This window comes from Gordonia sp. NPDC003424, from assembly GCF_053588655.1.
On sequence record NZ_JBSFQJ010000007.1, the window covers coordinates 186,932 to 206,328 of the forward strand.

Genomic DNA, 19,397 nt, shown 5'->3' on the forward strand with positions numbered 1-19,397 from the left:
GTGGGCGCCGCTTCCCGTCGAGGGCGCCGCTCCCCGTCGACTGGGCACCGTATGGCATCGACAGGGCAGAGGCTGAAGCCATCATTGCCCACTCGACGCATGAGGACGCACGGTCGACGTGGGAGGACGCACAGTCGACGCGGCAGGACGCACAGTCGACGAGTCAGTCCGGCAGCATCGGTGCGTCGTCGCCGTGGTTGCGCCCGATCAGCACCGCGCGCGTGACCGCGTCGCGCCCGAATCGATCTCTCAGCTGGTCCATCGCGAGGTCGAGGTCGGCGGCGTGGTCGGTGTCGAAGGGCAGCGCGAGCTGGACGCTGTCGTGGTCGTCGAGGTTGGTCAACGAGAGTCCGATCAGGGTGCACCCGCGATCCCGGATCAGTGGCATCGCGTCATCGAGCAGGCCGCGGGCGACGGCCATGACGATGTCGGTTCGATCGGTGGACTCCAGGAACGACCGGGAGCGTGTCGCACGGCCGAAGTCGTCGAATCTGAGTCGTAAGACCACCGTGCGACACACCCGTTCGGCGGCACGCAGCCGTTTGCCCAGCCGGTCGACGATCGCGACGAGCGTGGCCTCGAGATCGGCCTCCTCCTTGGGTCGACGCCCCATCGCGCGTTGCGACCCGATCGACCGACGACGACGGCCCGTCTCCACCTGACGCGGATCCCGCGCCATCGACAACGCGTACAGGTGCCTCCCGGACCCGCGGCCGAGGAGCGTGCACAATCCGCGCTCGCCGAAACCGGCGAGATCGCCGACGGTCGAGATACCCGCATCGGCGAGTTTTCCCTCGGTGACCGCGCCGACACCCCACAGCCTGCGCACCGGCAGCGGGTGCAGAAAGTCCAGTTCGGTGCCGGGCGCGACCTCGATCAACCCGTCGGGTTTGGCAACGGCACTGGCCACCTTGGCCAGGAACTTGGTGCGGGCGATCCCGACCGTGATCGGCAATCCGACCTCGGTGGCCACCCGCGCCCGCAGTTGCGCCGCGATGTCCACGGGCGATCCGCTGATCCGACGGAGGCCGCCGACGTCCATGAACGCCTCGTCGACCGATATGCCCTCGACGATCGGGGTGACATCGTGGAAGATCTCGAACACCTGTCGGCTGGCGTCCATGTAGGCATCGAACCGTGGCCGGACGACGACCGCCCCCGGGCACAGCGCCCGCGCCTGATTGCCCGGCATCGGTGTTCGGACACCGAACGCCTTGGCCTCGTAGCTGGCGGCCAGCACCACCCCGCCGCCGACGATGACCGGCCGACCACGCAGGTCAGGATTGTCCCGCTGTTCCACCGAGGCATAGAACGAGTCGAGGTCGGCATGCAGGATCGTCGCCTCGGCCCGCTCTTTGCGCTCGATCCGCACGTCAGACCACCTTCCCCTGGTATCGAACGTATGAGCGAAGACTAGTCCTCGGGTGTGACAATCCGCCAGGACCGAACGCGCCCACCGCCAGGGGAAGTCCACTCCGGGCCGGCGCGGCGACCGTACAGTCGAGTCCATGGGCGACGAGGACACCGAGCACCGCACCATCGACACCGCCGCGGAGTGGGACGAGAAATACCGCGGCGCCGACCGACTGTGGACGGCCGACGTCAACCCTGCGCTGATCGCCGAGGCCTCCGACCTCGCCCCGAGCACCGCCCTCGACGTCGGCTCCGGGGAAGGCGCCGACGCCCGATGGCTCGCCGACCACGGCTGGCAGGTGATGGCCGTCGACATCTCCCAGGTCGCCGTCGACCGCGCCCGAGAGATCGATCCCCGACCCGAGATCAGCTGGATTCAGACCGATCTCACCACCGACGACGTACCAGGGGTCGACTTCGGATTGGTGTCGCTCCACTACTTCCCCATCGCGCGCACCGACGAGTCGACGGTACGCAAACTCCTCGACGCAGTCGGTCCCGGCGGATCGCTACTGGCGGTCTCTCACGCGCCGGAAGGCGTTCGCGCACATGGGTTCAACCCCGACGACTACTTCCAGCCGGCCGACATCGCCGACCTGCTCGACGACGGCTGGACGATCGTCACCAACGAAACCCGCGAACGCGGCGTCGCCGCGGGTGGTGGGCACCACACGCACGACGTGGTGTTGCGGGCGCGGCGGGTTGGGTGACTGCCGAGAGTCCGCGACCCCGTTGATCGAGACCATTGAGATCATTTACGGCACAGGCGGTCTCGATGCGGTCGTCGCAAGCTCCTCCCTTACTCGACCAGCGGAAGGGCGGCGTCGCAGCTCCTTCCCGAGCCGATGGGTCACCACCCCCGCCGATCGAGTAAGCGAGGAGCGCTAGCGACGAGCTCATCGAGATCGACTGCCGCACAGGTAGCCTCGGTGCGCGACCCGGTTCCTGAGCAAGCGAGGAACCAGCGAAAATCCCTACACCCCGTACCGCTTGTCCAGCAACCGGATTCGCCCCCCGGCCACGGCACGATCCGGATGTCCCGGCGGCAGGCGATGTTCCAGACGGCGCCAGGCGACCAGGTCGTCGCGGCCATGCGCCGACGACGTCCACTTGCGCAGCACGTCGACCCGGCCGTCGGCGATGAGGCGCGATCGCAGGTCCTCGCGGATCTCCTCGAACATCTCGATCACGCCCGGCGCCGACGACTCGACCAGCAGTCCGCCACGCCCGAGTTCGTCGATCACCGATGCGAGTTCGTCACCGGCAGCGATCTTTTCACGAATATCCGAGACATCTGACCGCAGGTCGACGGTCAATCGGTAGGGTCGGGAGCCCACCACGTCGGTCCCGAGGTCTCGTCGGAGACGGGAGATCTCCGCGCGGACTGTGACCGGATCCAGGCCGTCCTCGGCGAGCAGCAGCGCGAGTTGTTCGGTGTTGAGCCCCTCCGGATATGCCTGCAACAGCAGTAGAATCTCGGCGTGACGTCGGGACAGGGCGCGAACCCCGGTCGCATCGCCGGCCCGGCGCCAGCTGTATGTGCTGCCGTTCAACACCGTCAGCCGCGCACCAGCGGGCGCAGTGAAGCTGGCGGGATTGCCAAGATCTATTGCTTTCGACTGCAACTCACGTTCAACCGCCGCGACCACCGACCGCACGGCGGCCAGCGCGAACGGCGCGGCGACCTCGCGGCCACCGGTGACGTCGATGACGCCGATGACGTGTCCGGTCGTCGGGTCGTGGACCGGGGCGGCCGCACAACTCCACCCCTGCACAGGTCCGGCGAAGTGCTCGGGCCCGACCACCTGCACACCGCGATCGACCGCGAGAGCCAGGCCCGGCGCGTTGGTGCCCGCGACGTCCTCACTCCAGATGGAGCCCTCGACGAAGTTGATGTGCGCGGCGTTGTCCCGCGCCTCCGACGATCCCTCCACCCAGAGCAGGCGCCCCTGCTGGTCGGTCAGCGCCACCACGACGCCGGAGTCGGCGATGTCGTCGAGCATCAGTGACTGGACGAGTGGGCGCACCGCGGTGATCGGATGGTGGTCGCGATACTCGGTGAACTCGGCCGACGACATCGCCGTGTCGACCTTCTCCTGCGCGGAATCCCCCGGGTTCACCCCGCGCTTGACCGAGCGCGCCCAGGACTCGCGCACCACCGGCCGCACCGAGTCCGCGGCGGGTGTGATGCCCGACAGGAAGTCCTCGTACGCCCTGCGCACCTTGGCAGTCGCCGAGGAAGTGTCGGTCATCGGTTCTCCGTCATCAGATGTCATCTGCTTCGATTGTGCCGCTCCGACTGTGAGACCAGCAACAATCACGGCTCCGTGTGTGCCCCCGGACAGCAACGACAAAGCCTTTCCGGCATCTTAGTGCGTCGGATCGTGAATCCGTCGCGAACCATCTCCAGTCGCCCGACGGCCAGATGACCGCCACCGCACGCACCTGGTTCTCCACAGTCAATTCCCCTACGCTGACCTGGTGAAACGCGTGCTCTGGTCGCTCGTCGCCCTGGTGCTCACCGTGATCGGCCTGGTGCTGCCGATGTCGCTGTTCGTCGGCTCGACCGACAACCTGGGCGCCGATCCGGTCACCATCACCGACTACCAGGCCACCTACGACGTCGCGGCCGACGGAAGCATGACCGCCGTCGAGACACTGACAACCCAGTTCCCCTACGGACGACACGGCATCTTCCGGTTCTGGGATGTGTCGGATCCGGCCGATGCGCACATCCGCTATCTGCCCGAGGACATCCAGGTCACCGTCGACGGCGGGTCGGTACCGATGGAGCTGAGTTGGCAGACCGGGAAGCGGTATCGGGTGGCCAAGATCGGCGACCCCGATCGCCTGGTCAGTCCCGGTCAGCACACGTATACGATCCGCTACCGCATCGACGGGGTGCTGGCGCCTGGTACCAGCAAGCCCGCAGGCCAGGACGCCTCGTCGAGCTGGGCTGGCGGCGCTTCGGCCCGGTTCACGTGGCGGATCGTCGCCGACGGTTGGCAGATGCCCATCGTCAAGAGTTCGACGACGGTGAACCTGCCCGCCGACCCCGTGTCCACGACCTGCACCACCGGCGACGGCTCACCGTGTCGGATCACCTCACCCACGCAGAACTCGCGGACCATCACCACCGGCGAGCTGCCACCGTCGACCGGTGTCGCCGTCCGCGCGGATCTCCCGATCGCCGCACCCGACCGCCTCACGCTGCCGTGGGCGCCCGCGTGGGACCCGGTGCTGGGCCGATCTCTGCCGGCCACGCTCGTCCTCCTCGCCATATCGGCGGTGACGTTCGTTGTCGGCCTGCTGTGGGCGCTGCGCAGCCGCGAGCACATCCCGCTGCTGCCGGTGATGTACGAGCCACCCGCCGATCCGGCCGACCCGTCGAAACGGCTGGGGCCGACACAAACGTATTTCGTGACGCGGGAAACCATGCCATCGATGGCCCTGGCCGCGACCCTGCTGTACATGGCCGACAACCGACTCGTCCGCCTCGACCGCGTCGGCGCGGATGTCTGGACCATCACGTCGTTGGTCGACGGCCAGGTGTGGAATCAGACCGACCCGGCCACGCAGGCGGTCGCGCGGGCACTCGGCATCGACGGTGCCGGCCGCAGCTTCTCCGCCGATGGTTCCGCGGTCGCCGGCAAAGCGCTGAAATCCGCGCAATCCGGGCTGTCGAGCGCCACCTCGGACTGGGCGCAGAGCGTGGGGGCGGTGACCCGAAGCCGCTTCGAGCAGCTGGGACGGGCGCTCGTGGTGCTCGCGTTCTTCGTCGCGGCCGCCCTGTTCGTGTTCAAGTGGTACCCGTTCTCGTTGGTGGTCCTGCCGATCGCCGCGTTCGTCATCGGGGCGGCCGGTCTGATGGTCGGCGGGGTGGGCACGCGGCGCACGCTGCTGGGCCGGGATATGTGGTCGCGCGCAGGTGGATTCGAACGTCTGCTGTCCACCACGTCGAACAAGGAGCGACTCGACTTCAGCGCACGGAAGGAGCTGTACACCAGCTACATCCCGTATGCGGTGGCCTTCAACTGCGCCGACAAGTGGGCCGAGAAGTACCGGACCGCCATGGGCGCCGAACCGCCCCCACCGATCTGGTTCGTCGGCCCGGGCTATTCGCCGGGCGGTCCGGGAATGTTCGGCGGCAGCATCGACAGCTTCGAGTCGAGCCTGTCGTCGTCGCTGTCGGCGTACTCGGCGAGTCAGTCGCAGTCGTCGGGCGGCGGAGGCTTCGGTGGCTTCAGCGGAGGCGGCGGTGGTGGAGGCGGCGGTTCATGGTGACGAACGGCTCCCACCCCTGACACAATTCCGGCAAACACTGAAAGGTATTCGCCCATGACCGTGGTCATCGTCATCGTCGTGGTGGTCGTCGTCGCGCTGTTCGCCTTCGCGGTGATGGGCTTCAACCGACTCCGCCGCGCCGATATCGCCGCTCAGGAGGCGCTCGGCGGGGTCGACGTGCAGCTCACCCGCCGCGCCGACCTCATCCCCAACCTAGTCAACACCGTCAAGGGCTACGCCACGCACGAACGTGCGGTGTTCGACGAGGTGACCGCGGCGCGCAGCGGACTGCAACAGGCGGCGCAGAGTGGTTCGGTCGATCAGAAGGCGGCCGCCGAGGCGCGGCTCGATGGTGCCCTCGGCCGGCTGTTCGCGGTCGCCGAGAATTATCCGGACCTCAAGGCGTCGACCAATTTCATTCAGCTGCAGAACGAACTGTCCGACACCGAGAACAAACTGTCGTTCGCGCGGCAGTTCTACAACGATGCCGTGGCGCGTCTCAACAACCTCGTCAAGACCATCCCGTGGATGTTCTTCACCGGGTGGGCCGGCGTGCGGGCTCGGGATTTCTACCAGGCACCCGAGGGTCAGCAACTCCCGCCGCAGGTCCAGTTCTGACCCGGCTCATGAGTCGAACCGGGCCGAGAACTGGCCCGGGGTAATGCCGGTGACCGCCCGGAAATCCCGGACCAGATGGGCCTCGTCCGCATAGCCGAGTTCGGCGGCGATGAGTGCCAGCGTGGTGTCCGGATTGCGGAGCCGCTCGGCCGACTCCTGTAGCCGACGACGCTGGATCAGCCACTTCGGATTCAGCCCGAGGCGTCGGTGCGTCAGACGCTGCAGCGTGCGTTCGCTGACGTGGAAGCGGTCGCAGATCTGGCCGACCTGGGTGACCGTCGAATCGGTCTCCACGTACTCGACGATCGCGTTCACGAGCAGCCCGTCGTCGTCGACGGGGAGATGGCCGCGCATCCAGGTCTCCACCAGATCGGTCGCGGACCGCTGCACCGATTCGTCGGTCGGGTCCGGCGCCATCGTCGTCCGGATGTCGGCGACGAGCCGGACTCCCACATCGCCGATCACCTCGCCCAGCTCGGCGTACCGGTCGGTCCAGTGCGCCACCGAGCCGCCGGTGATCAGGGCACCCGCGGCCGGCGCGAACATGGTCCCGACGGCCCAGCCCCGGCCGGTGAGCACCGTCTCCGACAGTCCGGTCACCACGCCGTAGAACCGCGCGTAGTCCTCGGTGACGACGACGAGGCAGACGGGGTATTGCAGGACCCGCTGGGGCGCCGACCGGCCGTCGGGCACCGACCACACGGGCACCCAGAATCGTCGAATGAGGTCGCTGAGATCCGGCGACGACACCCACCGCCCGATCCGGAACGACGTGTCGGCCGGGTCGACGAGGTGTGCCCGTTCGACGTCGTCGATTCGGGTGCCCGAAGCATCGGCGGATCTGTCGGGTTTCATCAATCCCCATCCGGTCGTCGGCTCGTACGGTTCCATCATGACCACTTCATCTGACATCACGCCCGACTCCGGACTCGCCGCCGACTATCGCCGCCTCGCCGACGGGTTCGCCGCGGTGCTCGACGACGTGCCCGCGGACCGCTGGTCGGCGCCGTCGCCGTGCGAGGGCTGGACGGCCCGCGACGTCGTCGCCCACCTCATCGACACCCAGCGAGACTTCGTCGCCCGCCACGACGTCGATCTCGGTGACCGGCCCGACCTCGACGATCCCGCGGCCGCGTGGCATGCCCACAGCGAGGTCGTCGCCGGAAAACTGGCCGACCCGGCCATCGGTGACAAGGCCTTCGACGGACACTTCGGGCCGACCACCGTCGGTGAGACGTTGCTGCGCTTCTACGGATTCGACATGATCGCCCATCGCTGGGACGTCGCGACCGCCGCCGAACAAGACATCCGGTTCACCGACGCGGAACTCGACACCCTGGAGGCCGCCGCCGAGGGATTCGGCCCGACGCTCTATGCCGACGGCGTGTGCAAGGGAGGCGTCGAGGCGCCCGCCGACGCCGATCGGCAGACCCGGTTGCTGGCGAAGCTGGGGCGGAGGGCGGCGTGAAAGGCCGCTACGCTGTCCAGCCGTTGCGGCGTGGATGCCGGGCCCGCAAGAAGCTGTAGGCGTAGGTGCTCGCCAGCAGCACCACGGCAGCGATGATCGTGGGCAACAGGAAGTCGTTGTTCAGCGACGACCGCACCGCCACCACCACCCACCCGATCGCCAGGAGCACCAGCGCGATCGTGGCGACGATCCGCACCGCCAGCACCATGATGGTCAGCACCATCAGCACCGCATCCCGTCCCCGCCCTGCCCCTGCCCCCATGGCGTCAGGGTAACCGCAGAGCGCTCGAACCGTTTGCTGGCGCGGTCGGGTTCGGACACCGACAATGGGCTCCATGAAGACCCTTCTGAACGTGATCTGGTTGTTGCTCTGCGGTCTGTGGATGGCGCTCGGATACGTCGCCGCCGGCATCATCTGCTGCATCCTGATCATCACCATCCCGTTCGGCATCGCATCGTTCCGGATGGCCAGCTACGCCCTGTGGCCGTTCGGCCGGACGGTCGTCCGCAAGCCGACCGCAGGTGCGATGTCGTTGATCGGCAACATCATCTGGCTGGTGCTCGCCGGCGTCTGGCTGGCCATCGGCCACATCCTCACCGGGATCGCCATGTGCATCACCATCATCGGTATCCCGCTGGGCATCGCGAGCTTCAAGATGGTGCCGATCTCGCTGCTACCGCTCGGCGCACAGATCGTCTCCACCGACGAACGACTCCCGTCGCATTACGCGTCACCTCAACATCCCGTGTGACATGTACTGACCCATCCAAATCCCCGGCGGATCCGAACACCGGGCATGAACGACAATTCGTCGCGCCCGGTCGCCGTGGTCGGAAGCGGGGTGGCCGGGTTGACGGCTGCCCATCTGCTCGCAAAGACCCACCGCGTCAGCCTGTTCGAGGCCGACGACCGCCTGGGCGGACACGCACACACCCATGACGTGCCGATGCCCGACGGTACCGTCCTGCCGGTTGACACCGGCTTCATCGTGCACAACGACCGGACGTACCCGACCCTGCTCCGACTGTTCGACGAACTCGGTGTCGCCACCCAGGACACCGACATGTCGATGTCGGTGTCGTCGGAGATCACCGGACTCGAGTACGCCGGAGCCCTCGGCCTGAGCGGCCTGTTCCCGACCGCCCGGAGCCTCACCCGTGGCCGGTACCTGCGGATGCTCGGTGAGGTCGCGCGTTTCCACCGCGCCGCGCGAGGCCTACTCGACGTGCCGGATTCCGACGAGCCGATCAGCGAGTTCGTGGCGCGCGAAGGGTTCTCGCCGTACTTCGTCGACAACTTCCTGCTGCCGCTGGTGGCGGCGGTGTGGTCGTGTCCGGCCGAGGTCGCCGCCGACTACCCGGCCCGCTACCTGTTCACCTTCCTCGAACACCACGGGATGCTGTCGGTCTTCGGATCTCCGACCTGGCGCACGGTGGTCGGCGGTTCCCGAACCTATGTGGACCGGATCGCCGCCGGCATCGAGGGTACGGGCGGGACGATCCACCGCGGGACCGCCGTACGTTCGCTGCGACACACCGCGGCCGGCATCGAGGTGGGTACCGAGACGCTGGGCGCTGCGACGTTCGACGCGGTCGTCGTGGCCACCCACCCGCATCAGGCCCTGACGATGCTCACCGAACCCACACCCGCACAGCGGCGCATCCTGTCCGCAATCCCGTACTGCACGAAAGAGGCTGTGCTGCATACCGACACATCGCTGATGCCACGTGCCCGCCGCGCCTGGGCGTCGTGGAATTATCAAGTCCGAGAGGACGGTTCGGAGGTCGCCGTCACCTACGACCTGACCCGTCTGATGCGTCTGCCCACCGGATACCCGCGCATGCTGGTCACCATGGGCCGCACCGATCTCGTCGACGAGTCGACCGTGCTCGCGGAGATGACCTACGAACATCCGGTGTACACCACCGAGTCCGTTGCCGCCCAGGCACTTCTGCCCGACGCGAACACCGATGACATCGTATTCGCGGGCGCCTACCATGGGTGGGGCTTTCACGAGGACGGCGCCCTGGCCGGCGCCCGGGCCGCCGCCCGCCTCGGTGCCGCCTGGCCCGCCGAGGTCGCGGGATCGATGTCATGACCACCGGCAGCAACCAATTCCGCAGTGACAGCACCGGTCCGGACATCGCCCTGCCGTCGATCGTCGCGACCCGTATCCGCCACCGGCGCCGCACCCCGATCTCGCACGGGTTCGATTACCGCAGCACCTCCTGGCTCGTCGACGTCGACGACCTGCCCGACCTCCCACCACTGCTGCGTCCACTCGCCCGGTTCCGGCCCGACGACCACTTTCCCGAACCGGCACGGCCGGGCGAGACGCTCCGCGGACGCCTCACGAACCACCTGACCGCGGCCGGCGTCGAGGTGACGGACGGGCAGATCGTCGCCCTCACCTCACCACGCGTCGCGGGGTACGTGTTCAATCCGCTCAGCGTGTTCTGGTGTCACCGCCGCGACGGTCGCCTTTCGACAGTGATCGCCGAGGTCCACAACACCTACGGCGAGCGCCACGTCTACGTCACGCATCCCGACGAGCACGGAAATGCGCAGGCACCCAAGGAGTTCTACGTCTCACCGTTCAACGATGTCGAAGGCGAGTACCGCCTGCATGTCCCCCCTCCGGAACCCGATGGGCACGTCTGCGTGTCGATCACCCTGCACCGCGATGACCACGCGCCCTTCGTCGCCACCCTCACCGGAACCGGCCGGCCGGCGACCACGCGCACCATCGTGGCCGGTCAACTGCGGAGCCCGCTTGCTCCACTGGTGGTGTCGGCACGTATCCGATGGCACGGAATCCGGCTGTGGCTCAACAAACTCCCGGTCGTCGCCCGCCCCGCACACGCCATCACCACGACCATCACGCAATCCACCCGACAGGAGGCATCATGAACGCGCCACTGCGTGACCTGCCCGGCGAACTGCCGCCGGAGGAAGCCGCCCGCTGGCCCGACATCGCCCACATTCCTTACCGCACCTCCACCGGAATCCGCGGCGCCGCAGCGGCATGGCTGTTCCGCAACGCATCCCGGTCGGTCGACGTCCGGGTCGAGTATCCCGACGGCGTGCTCGCCGGACGCCACAGCACGGCCATCCAGCCGCGCATGATCATCCGGCGACCCGAGTCCTTCGCCCGGCGCATCGGCGCCAACGGTCTGATCGGCTTCGGGGAGGCCTTCATGGCCGGCGACTGGACCACCGACGACCTCGTCGGCGTCCTCACCCCGTACGCGGCGCGGATGGCGCGGCTGGTACCACGTCCGCTGCAGGTGTTGCGTTCCGCAGTTCTACCGAAACAGCCTATGTCCGAGGATAATTCGACGGCGAATACCCGCAACAACATCGCGCGGCATTACGACCTGTCGAACGACCTGTTCGCCACCTTCCTCGACGAGACGATGACCTACTCCAGCGCACTCTTCGAGCATCTCGAGGACGGCGTTCGTCCGCCGTGGACCGATCTCGCAGGCGCCCAACGGCGCAAGGTGGATCGTCTGCTCGATCTCGCCGGAGTCGGTCCGGGCTCACGGGTCTTGGAGATCGGAACCGGTTGGGGTGAGCTGTGTCTGCGCGCCGCCGCACGCGGTGCCACGGTGCGGTCGGTGACCCTGTCGGTCGAGCAGCGTGACCTGGCGCGCAAGCGGGTGGCCGCCGCCGGGTTCACCGACCGTGTGCAGATCGACCTGCTGGACTACCGCCAGGTCGACGGCGAATACGATGCCGTCGTCTCGGTGGAGATGATCGAGGCCGTCGGAGAACGATACTGGCCCATCTACTTTCAGACCATCGACAGTGTTCTCGCGCCCGGCGGCACCGTCGCGATTCAGGCGATCACCATGCCACACAGCCGGATGACGGCATCCCGCAACACCTACACGTGGGTGCACAAGTACATCTTCCCGGGCGGCCAGCTCACGTCGCTGGACGCCCTCGATGCGGTCACCCGCCGGCACACGTCGCTGCAACTGACCTCGCACCTGGCGATGGGTGAGCATTATGCCGAGACGTTACGGCTCTGGCGTGAAAGGTTTCTCAGCCGGCACGACCGGGTGGCGTCACTCGGTTTCGACGGCACGTTCATGCGGATGTGGGAGTTCTATCTCGGCTACTCCGAGGCCGGCTTCCGCTCCGGATATCTGGACGTGCACCAACTCGGGTTCACCCGGGAACGGCGATGACGACCGGTCTCGGCACCTGGGCCGCCTTCGGCGTCGTGACCGCGGCATCGTTGGCATTTCTCGTTGTGCTCCAGGCGATCACCATGCTGATCGGGCATCGCGTGGGCCGCTACAACGTCGTCGACGTGGCGTGGGGACTCGGCTTCATCGGTGTCGCGCTAGTCGCACTGGTCCTCGGTCCCGGCGACCTCACCCGCCGGTGGCTGCTGACGGTGCTCGTCGCCGTCTGGGGAACCCGCCTCACCTGGCACATGTGGCGGAAAACCGCCGGCCGCGGTGAGGACCCCCGTTACGAGGAGATGCTCGAACGCGCGGGCGGCAACGGGCTCGGAGTGGTCGCCCGCAAGATCTTTGCGACGCAGGGCCTGGCCCAGTGGTTCGTCTCTCTGCCCATCCAGGTGTCGGCCGTGCTCGGTCCCACTCACGGCATCGGCGTGCTCGTCGGTGTGGCAGGCATCTGTCTGTGGGTGGTGGGTGTGGTGTTCGAGGCCGTCGGTGACGCGCAACTGCGGCGGTTCAAGGCGGACCCGGCCAACAAGGGCGAGATCATGGACCGCGGCCTCTGGGCGTGGACTCGTCATCCCAACTACTTCGGCGACTCGGCCGTCTGGTGGGGTCTCTGGCTCATCGCGGCGAGTGTGTGGCCCGGCGCGGTCACCGTGCTGTCGCCGGTCGTGATGACCTACTTCCTGGTGTACGCGACCGGCGCGCGGCTGCTCGAACAGTCGATGAGCCGGCGACCCGGTTACCCCGAGTACCAGGAACGCACCTCGTACTTCCTCCCGCGGCCACCACGCCGCGCCCGATCGCATCACTGATCATGGCCATCCTCGTTCTCGCCGAACCCCGCAGCACCGACTGGTTGAGCACCCGTCGGGCGCGGGATAGGCTGTCCGACGATGAGCACGGAGAGCCCGCGGTGACGGCCGACCCCACATCAGACGTGGGCGCGCTGCCGGTGCTGCTCGGCCAGATCTCCGACGGCGATTCCGACGCCTTTGCCCGCTTCTACGACCTCACGTGTGATCGGGTGTACGGCATGGTGTTACGGGTACTGCGGGATCCCGGCTACAGCGAAGAGGTCACGCAGGAGGTGTTCCTGCAGGTGTGGCGGTCGGCGAGCAACTTCGACCCCGACGCCGGCTCGGCCCTCTCCTGGCTGATCACGCTGGCTCACCGCCGCGCCGTCGACCGTGTCCGGTCGGAGTCCGCGGCGTCGCGGCGTGACATCGCCTACGGCAGCAGCGACCTGCCGCCGGCCTTCGACGAGGTGTCCGAGTCGGTCACCGCGCAAGAGACCGCACGCGAGGTGCGCGGCTGCCTGGAGATCCTGACCGACGCGCAGCGGGAGTCGGTCAGCCTGGCCTACTATCACGGACTGTCCTACCGCGAGGTGGCCGAGCGGCTCACCGTCGCGTTGCCGACGGTGAAATCTCGTATCCGCGACGGCATGCGGCGCCTGCGCGACTGCCTGGGAGACCGTCATGCCTGACGACGACGAACTCCTCGACATCGCCGCCGCGGTCGGCCTCGACGCCGTGCACGGCGCCGAGCTCGACGATGTGCACCGCGCGCTCGACTCCGCGCCGGACGAGGTGCGCGCCGAGTTCGAGCAGCAGGTGCAGGCGACCCGCGAGGCCATGGCACGGGTCAGCGATGTCACCGCCACCGCTCCGCCGGCGACGCTGCGGGAGCGGGTGATGGCCGCAGCCCACGACGAATCCTCCTCCGACACTGCGACTCCGGTTCCCGGCGCGGAGCTGCCCGACACCGGCGCCACGGTGACCCCGATCCACACTCGCCGACGCCGGATCGCGTATCTCGCCGCGGCGGTGGTCGCGGCCATCGCGATCGGCGCCCTCGGATGGGTGATCGGCGCATCGTCGAACTCCGGTGAGACACAACCACCGACCGCCGAGCAGGTGTTCTCCGCGAAGGACGTGCGTACCGCATCCGGCGATGTCGCGACGGGTCACGCGACCGTCACCTATTCACCGTCGGAGGATGCCGGGGTGTTGGTGATGAACGACGTCCCGCCGCCCAAACCCGGCACCGTCTACCAGATGTGGCTGTCCGGTCCCGACGGCATGACCTCGGCGGGCACGATGTCGCAGGCCGACGTCGCGCCGTCGACGACGGCCGTGATCAACGGACTGCACGATGCGACAGCACTCGCGTTCACCGTGGAGCCGCCCGGCGGATCGGCGCAGCCCACCGGCCCGGTGGTCGCCGAATTGCCGCTCACCTGAAAGATTTACCCGGGAAGCAGGGCGCGGATCGTGTCGATGGAGTCCGCCTCGGTGGCCGTCTTGTCGGGCCGGTAGCGGACCACCCGCGCGAACCGCAACGCGACACCCCCCGGGTAGCGGGAGCTGCGTTGCACGCCGTCGAGTTCGATCTCCACCACGATCTCCGGGTGCAGATACACCGTGTGCGCATCCCGATGCGATTCGTGACGCGGGAATTCGTCGGTTTGCCACTGCAACAACGCGTCGGTGAGGCCCTTGAAGGTCTTGCCGACCATCACCGGCGCGCCACCTTCCGGGTCGCGCGCACCGAGGTGCAGGTTGGACAGGAAGCCGGTCCGCCGCCCGGAGCCCCACTCGGCACCGAGCACCACCAGGTCGATGGTGTGGACGGGTTTGACTTTCTGCCAACCCTTTCCGCGCCGCCCCGCGGCGTACACACCGTCCAGCGACTTGACCATCACGCCTTCGTGCCCGGCCGCCAGCGCGGCCTCGAAGAACCGCTGCGCATCCTCGACGGCGGGCGTCCGCACGGACGGAATGCGCAGGGCCGGTACGACGGCGGTGAGTGCGTCGAGTCGCTCGCGCAGTGGCCGGTCGATAAGGTCCGCACCGTCGAGATGCAGGCAGTCGAAGAAGAACGGCCGGAGCACCGCCGCCGAGTCGTCGCCGCCCGATCCGAATCTGCTCATCGTGTCCTGGAACGGACGGGGCCGCCCGTCATCGTCGAGGGTGAGTGTCTCACCGTCGAGAATGACTTGGCGGCACGGCAATCCCCGGATCAGGTCGACGATGTCGGGAACGGCGGCCGTGATGTCGCGCAGCGTGCGGGTGAAGACCCGCACCTCGTCGTCGGAGCGGTGGACCTGGATGCGCGCGCCGTCGAGCTTGTAGTCGACGACCAGTTCCGGCCCGAGGTCGGACACCGCCTCCGCCAGCGAGTCCGCCGGTGTCGCCAGCATCGGTGAGACCGCGCGGCCCACCTGCAGGCCGACCGCGGCGAGGCCTTCGGTTCCGCGTTGCACCGCCAGCGCCGCGGTCTCGGGCAGCGACCCGGTCAGCATGTGTGCCCGCCGTACCAGGTCGATCGGCTGCGCCGACGCCCTGGCGATGGCATCGACCATCACTCCGGACAGCGCGCCCTGCCGGAGTTCGCCGGTCAGCAACCGGCGCAGGAAGTCCTGTTCGGATTGCGTTGCCGCCCCGAAGAGTTCATCGAGAATCCCGCTCCGCACGGCCACCGATCCCGCACCCCGGGCGGTCACGAGGCGATCGAACAGTCCGTTCACCTCGGCTACCGTGAGCGCCGGTTCGGCGGCCGGCGCGACCGTGAGCGACATCAGAGACCGCCAGCCGACACCGATACGTCCCTGCCGGGTGACCCCGGTCAGCCACGCCACGATCACCGGGATCTCGTCCGGTCCCGATTCACTCAGCAGCGCACCGAGTTCCACGGTCTTCGAGGTACGGGACCGGGTCGCCGCCACGGCCGCCGACGTCTCCACGACCCGACTCAGCCTCACGAGCGCGGCACCGATCCGGGGAACGCCGTCTCGAACGCCCGCACGGCGGCGCCGACGGTCGGAAAGACGTGGTCGGGACTGAGATCGGCCAGGACCCCTTCGGTCAGCAGCGTGCCCTGCAGTTCGGGGTCGACTCCCGCGAGCACGAAATGCGCGTTGCGCGAATGGACGAACGAGATCAGGTCGGCGAGCACCGTCGACGCGGAGTAGTCGACGTCGGTGATGGCCGTGCAGTCGAGCACCAGCCAGCGCACCGGGTCCGGCGCCGCCCGCACCAGGTTCATCACATCGTCGGCGAATCGGCTGGCGTTGGCATAGAACAGATCCGCGTCGTAGCGGAAGACGATCAATCCCGGCAGCGACTGCTGTCCCGGAGTGGCAGGCCGATAGCGTCGCTCACGCCCGTGGTCACTCACCCCGATCACGAACCGCTCCGGATGATACTGTCGCCGAACGAGTTCCAGCAGGGACACGGCCATCGCGGTCAGAATGCCGGTTTGTACGCCGAACACCACGACGACGATCGCGGCGATCACGGCGACGACGAACTCGGGTCGGCGGACCTGCCACATCCGGCGAAATGCGTGCAGGTCGATGAGGTTGACCGCGACCAACGCGACGATCGCCGAGAGGACCGCGTGCGGCAGGTTCGCCAGCGCCTGATCGAGGAAGACGACCACCACGAGCGCCACCCCGGCCATCGTCAGGTTCGCCACCTGGGAGCGGCCGTGCTGCTCGTCGAGCAGTTGCGTCTTCGTCGGACTGCCGTTGACCACGAACGTCGAGCTGAGCCCGGCGATGATGTTGGCCGCGGACAGTCCGACGACATCGCGGTTCACGTCGGCGGTGTCGCCGTGTTTCTGCGCGAAACTGCGTGCGGTGGCGGCACTCTGGGCGAGGATCACGACAGTGCAGCCAATGGCGACGGTCGCCGCCTTCGGGACGTCCGACCAGTCGAGGCCGTCCGGAAGGCCGAGTTGCGGTAGTCCGCCGTGTAGCGCGCCCACGACCGGGATGTCATCCGACCAGCCGAATACGCTCACCAGCACGATGGACGCCACGACCACGATGATCGCGATCGGCACCCGTGGCGCGTAACGGCGCGCGCCCACCATGGCGACCAGGGTCACCGCTGCGAAAGCCGTTGCACCCCAGTCGATCGATCCCAGCTCACCGATGAATCCCGCCCAGCGCTGCCAGATGCGGCCGCTGACGTCGCCGACACCGAGCATGCCCGGCACTTGTCCGGTGAGCACGCTGATCCCGGTACCGGCAAGGAATCCGACGAGCACCGCGGTGGACAGGAAGTCGCCGAGGAAGCCCAGCCGGAGGAGCCGGGCGATCGCGAGGAACACCCCGGTGACCAGGGCGATCAGCCCCGCCCAGGCCAGCCATTGCGTCGAATCAGGCTGCAGTCCAGCCACTCCCAGCCCGGCGATGCCCGACGCGAGCAGCGCGGCGGTCGCCGAGTCGGCACCCACCACCATCAGTCGCGACGCGCCGAGCAGAGCGAACAGCACCGTCGGCAGGATGATCGTGTAGAGGCCGGCGGCGATCGGGACATGTGCGATGGAGCTGTAGCCCATGCTTTCCGGGATCGCCACCGCGGCCAGCGTCGTTCCGGCGAGCAGGTCACGACGCAGCCAGGCCGACTGGTAGCCGCGGAAGGCGGGCGGAACAAGCGAGGCGACGCCGATCACCGGATCGACGTTACCCGCCCGTTGCCGTCAGTTCCCTCGCTTGATCCACTCCTCGAGGTGCGGCGCCTCGTCCCCGACCGTGGTGCCCTCGCCGTGACCGGTGTAGACCTTGGTCGCCGGATCGAGAGTGAAGATCTTCTCCCGGATCGACTCGATGATCGTCGGGAAACTCGAGAACGAGCGCCCGGTGGCACCGGGCCCACCGTGGAACAAGGTGTCGCCGGAGAACAGCACTCCTGCCTCGGGCGCGTAGATCACCGACGACCCCGGCGAGTGGCCCGGCGTGTTGATGACCTGCAGGGACGTCCCGGCGACGGAGATCTGTTGTCCGTCTTCGAGGTCCTCGTGCGCGACGCCGGGATGTGTCTCGTTCCACAACATGTCGTCGCCGGGATGCAGCAGGATCGGCGCACCGGTCGACTTCGACAGCTCGGGTGCCACGGTGATGTGGTCGTTGTGCCCGTGCGTCAACACGATCGCCTTCACCGTGCGGTCGCCGACGGCGTCGAGGATCGGCTGCGCCGAATGCGCCGCATCGATGATCACGACCTCGTCGTCGTTGCCGACGAGCCAGATGTTGTTGTCGACGTCCCACGTCCCGCCGTCGAGCGAGAACGTGCCGGAGGTGACGACGTTGTCGATTCTCAGGCTCATGCCTTGATCTCCACGACCGAGCGCAGCACCTTGCCGGACTTCATCGCGTCGAACGACGCCTCGACGTCCTCGAGGCCGACCCGCTCGCTGACGAACTTGTCCAGCGGCAGACGCCCCTGCTCGAAGAGGTCGATGAGCATCGGGAAGTCACGCTCGGGCAGGCAGTCGCCGTACCAGGACGACTTCAGCGAGCCGCCGCGGGAGAAGAAGTCGACCAGCGGCATCTCGAGGGTCATCTCCGGGGTCGGCACACCGACCAGCACGACGGTGCCAGCCAGGTCACGCAGGTAGAACGCCTGCTTGTAGGTCTCCGGGCGCCCCACCGCGTCGACGACGACGTCCACGCCATTGCCGTCGGTGAGATCCTGCACCGCGGTCACCACGTCGTCGACCTCGGCGCCGTTGATGGTGTGGGTCGCACCGAGATCGGTCGCCCACTCGAGCTTCGACGCATCGCGGTCGATGGCGATGATCTTGGTGGCGCCGGCCAGTCGGGCGCCGGCGATCGCGGCGTCGCCGACACCGCCGCACCCGATCACCGCGACCGAGTCTCCGCGGCCGACGTTACCGGTGTTCATGGCGGCACCGAGGCCGGCCATCACACCGCAGCCCAGCAGTCCGGCGACCGCCGGATCGGTGTCGGGATTGACCTTGGTGCACTGTCCCTCGTGGATGAGGGTCTTCTCGATGAACGCACCGATGCCCAGCGCCGGGGTGAGTTCGGTGCCGTCGGTGAGCGTCATCTTCTTGCTCGCGTTGTGGGTGTTGAAGCAGTACCACGGGCGGCCACGCTTACAGGCGCGACACTCGCCGCACACCGCACGCCAGTTGAGGACGACGAAGTCGCCGACCTCGACATGGGTGACCTCGGCGCCGACTGTCTCGACGATCCCGGCGGCCTCGTGGCCCAGCAGGAACGGGTACTCGTCGTTGATGCCGCCTTCCTTGTAGGCCAGGTCGGTGTGGCACACACCGCAGGCCTGGATCTTCACGATCACGTCGGTGGGGCCGGGATCGGGCACCACCACGTCGACGACCTCGGTGGCCGCGCCTTTGCTGCGCGAGATGACTCCCTTGACCGTTTGCGACATTTCCGCTTCACACCTCTCGTCACGCCTCGTCACCGACAGGTGACTTGTACGAACCCAGTTTTGTCGCGCGCAATCGGTCGCACATCCATCCGAAGGGAGGGTTCTACCTAGCCGAAAGACCAGCCGTTCGGCCACGCCGAGCACGTCACCTCCCGCCCTCTGAGGCGCGAGCCACTTCCCTCCCGCTCCCTGAGGCGCGAGGC

At 67.8% G+C, this 19,397-nt stretch carries 19 protein-coding genes; 11 read left to right on the plus strand and 8 right to left on the minus strand.

Annotation, left to right across the window (positions count from 1 at the left end; translation table 11 throughout):
* Positions 1–163: 163 nt before the first annotated feature.
* Positions 164–1,372: a DNA polymerase IV gene (dinB, locus tag ACWDTI_RS12950; RefSeq protein ID WP_449738494.1), complete on the minus strand. Its 1,209-nt coding sequence runs from the start codon at positions 1,370–1,372 to the stop codon at positions 164–166.
* Between the two features lie 136 nt (positions 1,373–1,508).
* On the opposite strand from dinB, the gene ACWDTI_RS12955 reads away from it, so the two are divergent.
* Positions 1,509–2,123, plus strand: coding sequence for a class I SAM-dependent methyltransferase (locus tag ACWDTI_RS12955; RefSeq protein ID WP_449738495.1), 615 nt, complete (start codon positions 1,509–1,511; stop codon positions 2,121–2,123).
* A gap of 264 nt (positions 2,124–2,387) precedes the next feature.
* Here ACWDTI_RS12955 and ACWDTI_RS12960 read toward each other — a convergent pair whose 3' ends face one another.
* Positions 2,388–3,665 (minus strand): GAF domain-containing protein, encoded by a 1,278-nt coding sequence (locus ACWDTI_RS12960; protein ID WP_449738496.1) that lies wholly within the window; start codon positions 3,663–3,665, stop codon positions 2,388–2,390.
* A gap of 229 nt (positions 3,666–3,894) precedes the next feature.
* Here ACWDTI_RS12960 and ACWDTI_RS12965 point away from each other — a divergent pair, with 229 nt between their 5' ends.
* Positions 3,895–5,697 carry a DUF2207 domain-containing protein gene (locus ACWDTI_RS12965; protein WP_449738497.1) on the plus strand — a complete coding sequence of 601 codons (1,803 nt, stop codon included), beginning with the start codon at positions 3,895–3,897 and terminating at the stop codon, positions 5,695–5,697.
* Between the two features lie 54 nt (positions 5,698–5,751).
* Positions 5,752–6,315, plus strand: a complete 564-nt coding sequence (locus tag ACWDTI_RS12970) for a LemA family protein (RefSeq protein ID WP_449738498.1) — start codon at positions 5,752–5,754, stop codon at positions 6,313–6,315.
* Between the two features lie 6 nt (positions 6,316–6,321).
* On the opposite strand, the gene ACWDTI_RS12975 is transcribed toward ACWDTI_RS12970, so the two are convergent.
* Positions 6,322–7,170, minus strand: coding sequence for a helix-turn-helix domain-containing protein (locus tag ACWDTI_RS12975; RefSeq protein WP_449738582.1), 849 nt, complete (start codon positions 7,168–7,170; stop codon positions 6,322–6,324).
* Between the two features lie 37 nt (positions 7,171–7,207).
* Between ACWDTI_RS12975 and ACWDTI_RS12980 the strand changes: the two genes are divergently transcribed.
* Positions 7,208–7,783 (plus strand): TIGR03086 family metal-binding protein, encoded by a 576-nt coding sequence (locus ACWDTI_RS12980; protein ID WP_449738499.1) that lies wholly within the window; start codon positions 7,208–7,210, stop codon positions 7,781–7,783.
* A 7-nt stretch (positions 7,784–7,790) separates the two neighbouring features.
* Here ACWDTI_RS12980 and ACWDTI_RS12985 read toward each other — a convergent pair whose 3' ends face one another.
* Positions 7,791–8,045 (minus strand): hypothetical protein, encoded by a 255-nt coding sequence (locus ACWDTI_RS12985; RefSeq protein ID WP_449738500.1) that lies wholly within the window; start codon positions 8,043–8,045, stop codon positions 7,791–7,793.
* Between the two features lie 73 nt (positions 8,046–8,118).
* Between ACWDTI_RS12985 and ACWDTI_RS12990 the strand changes: the two genes are divergently transcribed.
* Genes ACWDTI_RS12990 through ACWDTI_RS13020 form a run of 7 tightly spaced genes read left to right on the plus strand, consistent with a single transcriptional unit; the run spans position 8,119 to position 14,229 of the window.
* Positions 8,119–8,535, plus strand: coding sequence for a YccF domain-containing protein (locus tag ACWDTI_RS12990; RefSeq protein ID WP_449738501.1), 417 nt, complete (start codon positions 8,119–8,121; stop codon positions 8,533–8,535).
* A gap of 45 nt (positions 8,536–8,580) precedes the next feature.
* Positions 8,581–9,882: an NAD(P)/FAD-dependent oxidoreductase gene (locus ACWDTI_RS12995; RefSeq protein ID WP_449738502.1), complete on the plus strand. Its 1,302-nt coding sequence runs from the start codon at positions 8,581–8,583 to the stop codon at positions 9,880–9,882.
* The gene (locus ACWDTI_RS13000) at positions 9,879–10,694 is read left to right on the plus strand and encodes a DUF1365 domain-containing protein (protein WP_449738503.1); all 816 of its coding nucleotides are present in this window, start codon (positions 9,879–9,881) and stop codon (positions 10,692–10,694) included. Before ACWDTI_RS12995 ends, ACWDTI_RS13000 begins: the two co-directional genes overlap by 4 nt.
* Positions 10,691–11,980, plus strand: coding sequence for a class I SAM-dependent methyltransferase (locus tag ACWDTI_RS13005; protein ID WP_449738504.1), 1,290 nt, complete (start codon positions 10,691–10,693; stop codon positions 11,978–11,980). Before ACWDTI_RS13000 ends, ACWDTI_RS13005 begins: the two co-directional genes overlap by 4 nt.
* Positions 11,977–12,798, plus strand: coding sequence for a DUF1295 domain-containing protein (locus ACWDTI_RS13010; RefSeq protein ID WP_449738505.1), 822 nt, complete (start codon positions 11,977–11,979; stop codon positions 12,796–12,798). The genes ACWDTI_RS13005 and ACWDTI_RS13010 overlap by 4 nt, the downstream gene beginning before the upstream one ends.
* A gap of 2 nt (positions 12,799–12,800) precedes the next feature.
* Entirely contained in the window at positions 12,801–13,472 is a 672-nt protein-coding gene (locus tag ACWDTI_RS13015) for a sigma-70 family RNA polymerase sigma factor (RefSeq protein ID WP_449738506.1), read from the plus strand.
* Positions 13,465–14,229 (plus strand): anti-sigma factor, encoded by a 765-nt coding sequence (locus ACWDTI_RS13020; protein ID WP_449738507.1) that lies wholly within the window; start codon positions 13,465–13,467, stop codon positions 14,227–14,229. Before ACWDTI_RS13015 ends, ACWDTI_RS13020 begins: the two co-directional genes overlap by 8 nt.
* 5 nt (positions 14,230–14,234) lie before the next feature.
* Here the strand turns inward: ACWDTI_RS13020 and ACWDTI_RS13025 are convergent, their stop codons facing one another.
* From ACWDTI_RS13025 to ACWDTI_RS13040, 4 genes are read right to left on the minus strand one after another with little or no spacing between them, the layout of a single operon-like run.
* Positions 14,235–15,749 (minus strand): ATP-dependent DNA ligase, encoded by a 1,515-nt coding sequence (locus tag ACWDTI_RS13025; protein ID WP_449738508.1) that lies wholly within the window; start codon positions 15,747–15,749, stop codon positions 14,235–14,237.
* Positions 15,746–17,449, minus strand: a complete 1,704-nt coding sequence (locus ACWDTI_RS13030) for a SulP family inorganic anion transporter (protein WP_449738509.1) — start codon at positions 17,447–17,449, stop codon at positions 15,746–15,748. Before ACWDTI_RS13030 ends, ACWDTI_RS13025 begins: the two co-directional genes overlap by 4 nt.
* Before the next feature lie 27 nt (positions 17,450–17,476).
* Positions 17,477–18,103: an MBL fold metallo-hydrolase gene (locus tag ACWDTI_RS13035; protein WP_449738510.1), complete on the minus strand. Its 627-nt coding sequence runs from the start codon at positions 18,101–18,103 to the stop codon at positions 17,477–17,479.
* Positions 18,100–19,194 (minus strand): S-(hydroxymethyl)mycothiol dehydrogenase, encoded by a 1,095-nt coding sequence (locus ACWDTI_RS13040; protein WP_449738511.1) that lies wholly within the window; start codon positions 19,192–19,194, stop codon positions 18,100–18,102. The genes ACWDTI_RS13035 and ACWDTI_RS13040 overlap by 4 nt, the downstream gene beginning before the upstream one ends.
* Positions 19,195–19,397: the final 203 nt, after the last annotated feature.